We start from the raw sequence: 7,037 nt of genomic DNA on the forward strand, positions 1-7,037 counted from the left end.
AGTAATGTTCCATCTGGGATACGAGTTTGATGAAAATGATGCACATGATGTGAAGTTATTGTGTGAGACACTTCATATCGAAATTCCAAATGAGTATAGATAACTGCAAATAACAGTTTGTAGGGGAGTTCTGATACTCCCTTATAAAAATGGCTATTTATCAACTGTTTGTTGTGACATAGCCTTCGACAAAAATTCATTTGCACATTTTTCGTATCAAATTTTCTGAAAATCAAAATGCACAACATTTGAACGGTAGGTTAAAGGGTATCGTTCTATAATTTGGTAATCGTTCATGATTTAGATGACAAAAGACTCCGTGCAGACTTTATCAGTTTGCACGGAGTAAGACACGATGGATTTATCAAGAATCTTGATGATTTTCACATTCGGGGACACGTTCCATGATATCTCCAATGTTGCAGTCCAGAGCTTCACAGATACGTAAAAGAACATCGGTAGTCACATTTTCACAACGACCCATCTTTGCAATGGAAGCTGAACTGACATTGCTCATCTTCTGAAGTTCCTTCTTTTTGATGTTCCTGTCAATCAGCATTTTCCATAATTTATTATAAGAGAATTTAGATTGTAGTTCTTTTTTACTTCTGCTTGGTTTCGTCATCTTGTTTCTCCTTATTCCAGGCCCATCCAAAAAGCTCATTGCCGCCAGGGGATAACTTGAGAACAGCATTTTTTTCAATCAGCTGTCGGGTAGCCGGGCTGTAGGAATCTAAGGTGTCATAAGCCATGAATACCTGTTTTCCATTTTCTTTCTGTTGGTCATAAACATCAATAATTCGGCTGAAAACAGGTTTTTCAATATTTTTCAGAAGTAGGGAATCGTGAACTAAAAATGGAATGGATGAGATATTCAAGTTGGCTAAATCAAAGGTGATAAGGCCTCGGGTTTCAGCTCCTGTACCTCCATCGTTTGGTGTATGAAAAGTATATTTATCCATTCTTTCAAGATGAATAACTGGCGGCAAATGACTACTATCATTTAAAATCCTAAGACTGATTTTGCTCATTTCATGGTTCAATTCAAATTCAATGGAAAGTAACTGGTCTCGAGTAACAGCATCTCTTGTTTTTGCATAATCATCGGCAATTTTACTCAGCCGATTCAGTTCATCAAAGTTTTTGTTGGCTTCACGCAGATTGTTGATTTCTGTGCTTATCTTAGCAAATTCCTTTAATATTGCATCAGAAACATTCGGGATTTCTTTAATATCTGTTATTTCTTTTTCCAAGCCCTTGATTTCGATAGTCAGCAGATTGTCCGTTGTAACAAGATCTTTTTCTGTTTCCGCGAATTCCTCCGAAAGTATTTTTGACAGCTGTTGATGGAACTTTTCGATTTCCTCCAGGGCGTGGAAGTTTTCATTCGGAAAAAAATGTTCAAGTTCGGTGAAAGTACGCTTAAAACTTCTTCGCTTGCCGGTCATATCTCTTCGTACATCGGTCAGTTGTGATTGGACAAGGGCTTGCTGACGACGAAACTTTACAAGCCTTTCTTTTAGAAAAGAAATTTTATAAGCAGTCATACTGTCAAGATCTAAAAGGCCCTGGCTGTTATTTGTATCTAGCTTTTTTTCTTGTTCTTCTAATTCCGCAATACGGCTTTCATTTTCTGCTTTTTGACGTTCATTTTTGGCAGCAGGAATATGATTATATTTCAGCGTTGTTTTACGGAATGCTTCTTTTTCATCTTTGGCATCAGCGGCCTGGTTGATCTGTTTTTCTACTACTGCATATCGATTGAGAAGACGCATGTAACTTTTAATTGAATCCGCTGCTTTTTCGTTTTTATGGGTTTGCAAAGGATGTTCTACGTCCAGAGTGTCCCTTTTATAAACGCGGATAAATCGGGAAATAGCTCCCCGCCATTTAAGCCCAGGAGCTGTCAATCCATATTTATCCGATAGAAATTCTCCATATGATTGCACGGTCATTGGCTTTTCATTAAGAAGAGGCACATAGTTGGAATCACATCTGATGATATCTTGGTAATGAATTGTATTCCTGGCAAAATGATACAGATGATCGTCAAATTCAAACGTAAAATTTATTGTATGTTCTTTGACGTTTTCTTGGACATCCGTACATTTTTTCACATAGTCTGTACCTCCAAACACGAAATCAAGAATCATAAGGAAAGTAGATTTTCCTATTGAATTTGATCCGTTATCATCCCCAATAACTACATTTAGACCGGGATGGAAGCGGATGGGCTTTCTTTGTTTATTATGGGTCATAAATTTATCGCACTGGATTTCAACCAACATAATGAAGCACCCCCTCGCGAAGCTCTATTTTATGCAGAGCATATAAACAATCGAGTAGTTCGATGAATTCACTAATATCGCTGAGCTTTTTCTTCTTTAATGCCGCATAAACTTCTTTGGGGGTCATGTCGGTATTTTCAAGGAGCCCAAGAACTATAGGAAATTTGGCAATCGTACTTTCTTTATAGGGTGTTACTTTACTTGGTATTTTCATTTATGGAACACCTCGCAATTCTGGATGAAAAAAGATACAACGATATCGCTGGCCAATTTGCTTTCACTATCTAGGCCGGCCTTGTTCCGTATCCATTCTGAAAGATAGTTGATAACTTCTGCTTGTGAGAGTCCGGCTTTTTCTAGTTTATTAGAACTTATCCGTATTTCAGATGCGATAATGTCAAAATCGCAGTCGGATTCTGAAAACGTTTTTTCAATGTATCGATAGTATTGGACTACTTGCATCTGTGTTTGCTTTTTTAAAATAAAATTCTCAGGAGCAAATTTTTCTTCGATATGGAGAGCGTTATATTCCAGATCAACTAAATCGGAATCATCTCTGATTTGATTTAGGGAAGAGAGAATCGTTCGTATATCATCTTCTAGTTGGAAAGTGCTTATTGCTGTTTTAGCTTTATAGCTTCGTGAAAGTGTTTCTTTGACTTCACGAAGCTTTTTGTATTCTTCAAGAGTAGGATTTAGAAGATAGCGCTCTGAGCAATCTTTGTCCAAGGCAATAAGATTTTCAGGCTTATTTCCCTTAGCCGGTGATGGCACAGCATCTTCGAATTCTGATGCTGTAACTTTATCAAGAGTATCCGGAAAAATCTGCGTAATCCGATATCTTTTTACGGGATGGCCCTTTACGGTTTCGACTAACTTTCGTTGGCAAACGGGGCATTCAAAATTTGCTTCTGCTAGCAGGGGAATGTCTTCATCAGAAACAGAATCATCGGCTTTTTTATTAGGCCGATTTAATGCATAGAGAAAAGTTGAAGCTAGAAAGTGTGCATCATCACCAGCCTCATGATATTTCATGAGGTCTTTTCGTTTATCAGGGGGAATAGTTTCATCTGAGTCAATAAGCCTTATGAGGGCATCAATAGTGTCAAATTTCAGATGCGGGTTGAGATCATTCATTACCTCGTCACGAAAATAATCAATTGTTTGGTTGATAACCGTTTTTTCCATAGATGCTTGTCTGAGACTATCAGGGACAGGGATTATCTGATTTGCCAGTTGACTGATTTTTTTTGAACTAAGGCTGTCAATATGGTAGCCATGATTAATGACATAATCCTGATCATTGATTGAATTCAACAAAAGTCTACCAGCAGACTCCTGCTTGTCATTTTGTTTTAATCCAGGACGCAAAATTTTTATATAGGAAGATAAGTTTAGTTCCTCCATTACCTGGAACCTCCCTTCTTAGTCTGAATGGAAAAAAGACGGAAAAATGATGGCAAAACGAAGGCAAATACTTTTCGGCCATAATTTCTTAAGATAGATGTGAAATCGGAAGATGATGCACTGATTCTCATCCATTATAACATGGACATGCTTTCTAATAAAAGATGATGCAATCACATCTGTTTATCGTTTAGCTGATCAGTTTTTATTAGAAGACATGATTGATGGCATTGTGGTTTATAAAGAAATACAGTCTGAACATTGATACGGCAGCAGGCAAGCCTGCTTCCATATGAGTGCTCAGGCACTCGAAAAAAATCTCTGTAGTCCGAGATGCGCATGAGGACGATGGGATGCATAGACAGTCCTGGATCACCGCAGTGATGCGGTGGGCAGGACTGGAAATGCCCCCACCGTTTGTTTCCGTGCGCCATTTTGGCCGTTTGGGACCTGTGGGGACATTCCCCGCAGGTCTTTTTGGCATCCCTTCGTCCCCTGGCACGGACGGAAAGGATGCCAAAAATGAAAATCAAAGTCAAACACTACAGTTGGGACGAATCGAAAGCACCAGTGGTCACGGTAGTGGAAGTCCCTGAAGGTGACTGCCAGATCATGATCGAGCGGGATTACGAACTGAGAAAACAGGCGGCAAAGGAAGGGGAAGAAGTTACCCGGCGCAGCGCCCAGGAAATCATGGACGAAGAATTCAACAAGCCCCTCTATAACGACTGGCGCAGGGAACATCGGAGAAGAAGTGAGTTCCCGAATTATCAGGGAAGGGATGAAGAAGATATCAGCTTGGCGAATCCCATCGAAGATGCTCCTGATACCTGCGGTTGTGCAGTTGCTGGGAGCGGATGCAAACGGAATGGAAAGGCAATGCCGGATATGAGTCTTGTGAGCCGGGATGAAGTGGAACGGGATCGCGAAGCCAGCGATGAAGAGACCAAGCAAACCATCAGGATCGCATTGGCCAAGAAAACGGAATGGGCAGAAGCTGTCATTGCTGTCTATATCGATGGAGAATCCGTCCGGGCATATGCTGCCAGAACAGGTGCCAATGAAAACAATATCACCCAGAAGCTGAAGCGAGCAAAGAAAAAATTACAGGAATTTTTTGGAAACCGTCAGATTTGACGGGTTCTCCTGGCTAATGAATAGGAAAACAATTCCAAACTTACTTTCAAGGAGGTCATCAAAATGACTACAACAAAAGACTTCATTTATAACGGGATGAATGTGCGGACGGCTGTTGTGAACGGAGAGCCATGGTTCGTGGCCGCCGATGTGTGCCGCATCCTTGGTATTGCCAACCCCAGCGATGCTCTTTCGAGGCTGGATGACGATGAAAAGAATACCCTAGTTTTAACCGAGGGTATTCCTGGCAATCCGGAAAAACGTGTTGTGAATGAGCCGGGACTCTACACCCTGATTCTCAGCAGCCGGAAACCTGAAGCCAGGGCATTTAAAAGATGGGTAACACACAAAGTCATTCCTTCTATCCGCCAATCCGGTCTGTATGCAACGGAAGCTATCCTTGATAATCCGGACCTTGCCATTGCAGTCTTTACTAAGCTCAAGGAAGAACGGGAACGGCGTGAATCCATGGAACTTTTGGCAGCTGCTCAGAAGCAGCAGATCGCAGAGCTCCAGCCGAAGGCAAGCTACTACGATCTGGTCCTTCAATGCAAAGATCTGGTTCCGACTTCGGTCATTGCAAAGGATTATGGATGGTCTGCCCGGCATATGAATAACTGGCTCCATGAACACGGAATCCAGTACAAGCAGGGAAAAATATGGCTGCTCTACCAGAAATACGCTCCCATGGGGTACACCAGCACCAAGACATACAGTGTTCCCGATAGCTATGGCATTCCCCATAACCGCACTTATATGTACTGGACCCAGAAGGGACGACTGTTTATTTATCAGCTGATGACGTCCGAAGGCAACTATCCGCTTATCGAAAAGGGGCGTGGCGACAGTGGAGAAATTTAACCAGGAGCATTATCAGGATCCTACTCCGCAGAGAGCCCTCAGTGCTGTCGAAGCCCAGCGGAAGGCACTCCGGGCTTACCGGCCTCTCGTATATATCTGTTCCCCGTATTCCGGGGCAACGGATAAAAATATCCTGGCAGCAAGGCGGTACTGCCGCTTTGCCTTTGAAGAAGGGTACCTGCCCTTGGCTCCGCATCTCCTCTTTCCTCAGTTCCTGGATGACCGGGATCCAAAGGAACGGGAGGCAGGGCTCCATTTCGGCAACATCCTCATGAGTCTTTGCCGGGAAGTGTGGGTGTTCGGGGATACCATATCTCCTGGCATGGATGCGGAGATTCGGCGGGCCAGATGGAAGAACTATCGGCTGAGATTCTTTAACGAAACCCTCGAGGAGGCAGAAAGATGAGATTTACGATTTACACGGCTGACTGTACCGGCAACGAACGAAATGCCATATATCCTAATAAAGCAGTCATCACAAGCAGCAGGGAACTGGGGACGGCTGCTGCTTTCGACCACGTTTGTGCGGCCTATAAGGACAACTACCGGAGCCGGGATAACTTCCTGGCTTCCGATGTGGCGGTGATGGACTGCGACAACGACCATACGGAAAATCCGAAGGAGTGGGTGACGGGAGAAAAGCTCCTTGCCATGCTGCCAAACGTGGCTGTGGCCATCGTCCCGTCCCGGAATAGCGGGAAAGCCAAGGAAGGCCGGAAAGCCCGGCCCCGGTTCCATGCGTATTTTCCCATTCCGGAAGTGCAGGACGAAAAAGCCTATACGGCACTGAAACAGGGAATCCGGGAGCAGTTTCCCTTCTTTGACGGCCAGGCCCTGGATGCGGCCCGGTTCCTGTATGGCACGGAAGTGGTGCCGGAAGAAATCTTCTGGCAGGAAGGGGAGCGCACCATTATGGAATTCCTGGCCGGACTGGAACCTGCGGAACCCAGCCGGACGGAAGCTCCCTTCTATACAGGAAGCTCCATCCCGGAAGGCAGCCGCAACAATGCCATGTCCCACTTTGCCGGCCGGGTGCTGAAACGGTATGGGGATACGGACAAAGCCTATGAAGCCTACCTGCAGAGGGCCGAGAATTGCGACCCCCCTCTTTCGGAGAAGGAACTGGGAACCATCTGGAAAAGTGCCCTGAAATTTTACAGGGACAAGATTGAAGGCAGTGAAGGGTATGTGCCTCCGCAGGAATTCAACAATCCCTATCCCGGATGGAGCGAGCCACTGCCATTATCACGTTTCACAATGGCTCCATTCCCGGTCGATGCGCTGCCGCAGCCGATTGCTGATTATGTGAGGGCCGTAGCGGAAAGCACACAGACACCTGTGGAT

At 44.1% G+C, this 7,037-nt stretch carries 8 protein-coding genes and 1 pseudogene; 5 read left to right on the top strand and 4 right to left on the bottom strand.

From position 1 onward, the window contains the following. Positions 1–103, top strand: a pseudogene (locus ACR0QW_RS10385) (aminoglycoside nucleotidyltransferase); the annotation flags it as partial. 261 nt (positions 104–364) lie between these two features. Here the strand turns inward: ACR0QW_RS10385 and ACR0QW_RS10390 are convergent. The 4 genes from ACR0QW_RS10390 to ACR0QW_RS10405 are packed head-to-tail and all read right to left on the bottom strand — an operon-like array spanning position 365 to position 3,695. Continuing rightward, the gene (locus ACR0QW_RS10390; protein WP_432643575.1) at positions 365–625 is read right to left on the bottom strand and encodes a helix-turn-helix domain-containing protein; all 261 of its coding nucleotides are present in this window, start codon (positions 623–625) and stop codon (positions 365–367) included. Then, positions 603–2,288: a DUF2326 domain-containing protein gene (locus ACR0QW_RS10395; protein WP_432643576.1), complete on the bottom strand. Its 1,686-nt coding sequence runs from the start codon at positions 2,286–2,288 to the stop codon at positions 603–605. Before ACR0QW_RS10395 ends, ACR0QW_RS10390 begins: the two co-directional genes overlap by 23 nt. Then, positions 2,278–2,502, bottom strand: a complete 225-nt coding sequence (locus ACR0QW_RS10400; RefSeq protein WP_176893557.1) for an ABC-three component system middle component 7 — start codon at positions 2,500–2,502, stop codon at positions 2,278–2,280. Before ACR0QW_RS10400 ends, ACR0QW_RS10395 begins: the two co-directional genes overlap by 11 nt. Then, complete coding sequence (locus ACR0QW_RS10405; protein ID WP_432643577.1) at positions 2,499–3,695, bottom strand: ABC-three component system protein; 1,197 nt, start codon at positions 3,693–3,695, stop codon at positions 2,499–2,501. Before ACR0QW_RS10405 ends, ACR0QW_RS10400 begins: the two co-directional genes overlap by 4 nt. Positions 3,696–4,217: 522 nt before the next feature. On the opposite strand from ACR0QW_RS10405, the gene ACR0QW_RS10410 reads away from it, so the two are divergent. The 4 genes from ACR0QW_RS10410 to ACR0QW_RS10425 form a co-directional block, all read left to right on the top strand. Beyond that, a complete protein-coding gene (locus ACR0QW_RS10410; RefSeq protein WP_432643578.1) occupies positions 4,218–4,832 on the top strand; it encodes a hypothetical protein in 615 nt (204 codons plus the stop codon). 63 nt (positions 4,833–4,895) lie between these two features. Then, the gene (locus tag ACR0QW_RS10415) at positions 4,896–5,693 is read left to right on the top strand and encodes a phage antirepressor (protein ID WP_427774523.1); all 798 of its coding nucleotides are present in this window, start codon (positions 4,896–4,898) and stop codon (positions 5,691–5,693) included. Then, a complete protein-coding gene (locus tag ACR0QW_RS10420; protein WP_229778452.1) occupies positions 5,680–6,099 on the top strand; it encodes a DUF4406 domain-containing protein in 420 nt (139 codons plus the stop codon). The genes ACR0QW_RS10415 and ACR0QW_RS10420 overlap by 14 nt, the downstream gene beginning before the upstream one ends. Further along, a partial coding sequence (locus tag ACR0QW_RS10425) for a primase alpha helix C-terminal domain-containing protein (protein ID WP_432643579.1) occupies positions 6,096–7,037 on the top strand: 942 nt, incomplete at its 3' end. The genes ACR0QW_RS10420 and ACR0QW_RS10425, both read left to right, overlap by 4 nt.

It is taken from the genome of Acidaminococcus sp. (assembly GCF_050873445.1).
GTDB lineage: Bacteria > Bacillota > Negativicutes > Acidaminococcales > Acidaminococcaceae > Acidaminococcus.

Bases quoted from the DNA above. Each gene is read 5' to 3' on its own strand.
- ACR0QW_RS10390 (WP_432643575.1), bottom strand. From the start codon at position 625: ATGACGAAACCAAGCAGAAGTAAAAAAGAACTACAATCTAAATTCTCT.
- ACR0QW_RS10395 (WP_432643576.1), bottom strand. From the start codon at position 2,288: ATGTTGGTTGAAATCCAGTGCGATAAATTTATGACCCATAATAAACAA.
- ACR0QW_RS10400 (WP_176893557.1), bottom strand. From the start codon at position 2,502: ATGAAAATACCAAGTAAAGTAACACCCTATAAAGAAAGTACGATTGCC.
- ACR0QW_RS10405 (WP_432643577.1), bottom strand. From the start codon at position 3,695: ATGGAGGAACTAAACTTATCTTCCTATATAAAAATTTTGCGTCCTGGA.
- ACR0QW_RS10410 (WP_432643578.1), top strand. From the start codon at position 4,218: ATGAAAATCAAAGTCAAACACTACAGTTGGGACGAATCGAAAGCACCA.
- ACR0QW_RS10415 (WP_427774523.1), top strand. From the start codon at position 4,896: ATGACTACAACAAAAGACTTCATTTATAACGGGATGAATGTGCGGACG.